The organism is Domibacillus sp. PGB-M46 (assembly GCF_022668875.1).
GTDB lineage: Bacteria > Bacillota > Bacilli > Bacillales > Domibacillaceae > Domibacillus.
The window spans coordinates 1-798 of the sequence record NZ_JAKGCR010000064.1; the positions used below are offsets into that span (position 1 = coordinate 1).

At 43.0% G+C, this 798-nt stretch carries 2 protein-coding genes; one reads left to right on the forward strand and one right to left on the reverse strand.

What is annotated here, in order from left to right:
- On the reverse strand, positions 1 to 89 hold an 89-nt coding region (locus tag L2D08_RS23580; RefSeq protein ID WP_242237998.1), incomplete at its 3' end, for a hypothetical protein.
- 377 nt (positions 90 to 466) lie between these two features.
- Here L2D08_RS23580 and L2D08_RS23585 point away from each other — a divergent pair.
- A partial coding sequence (locus tag L2D08_RS23585) for a dihydrodipicolinate synthase family protein (RefSeq protein WP_242237997.1) occupies positions 467 to 798 on the forward strand: 332 nt, incomplete at its 3' end.

Genomic DNA, 798 nt, shown 5'->3' on the forward strand with positions numbered 1-798 from the left:
GCCCGGTCCGCATAGTTAATCGCTGTCACAAGAAACAGCATGAAAACAATAAACCAGCGGGCACGTGTTTTTTTCTGGCCGCTGGGCATCGGCGGGGAAGAAGGCAGAATTTTTTCTTGCGCATTCATAGACATAAACACACTTCCTTCACATGAATTCGATGATGTGATACCGCTTTCAAAAAGTGTATGATGAATTACTCTAATTCTAAGAAATATTCGCTACCAAAAGCAACACTCCTTTTGTAAAAATTTAAATTGTTTTATTTTGTCCAATGGTAAGACAAATGGTTTTGTTTGTCAACCGTTTTCAGGCATGATTTTCCGGCCGCTGTTTTATATCCAAATTGCTATATTATCAGAAGAAAGCCGGCATTTCGAGTTAAATTTTCAGAAAATAAAGTTAAAAGTTGACTGGCAAATCAATTTGTCTTACAATAAAACAAACAACAAAAGGGGGATATACCATGAACCAAAATCGTCAGGCTCCGACCGGAATTTTAGGATTCCCGATTGCACCATTTACCAAAAACAATCAGCTGGATGAGCAGGCACTGGCCCAGAACGTACAGGATTTACTGGATGAGGGGCTGGAGGCGATCTTTGTCGCATGTGCCGCAGCGGAATATCCATCCTTAAGCAAGGGTGAATATGAAGCAATGATAGAAATTGCCGTATCGGTGGCCGGCGGAAAAGTACCGGTTTACACAGGTGTAGGGGGCAACATTCAAACATCCCTGGAACTGGCCCGGATTTCGGCAGACAAAGGCGCAGACGGCTATCTGATTCTGCCGCCATA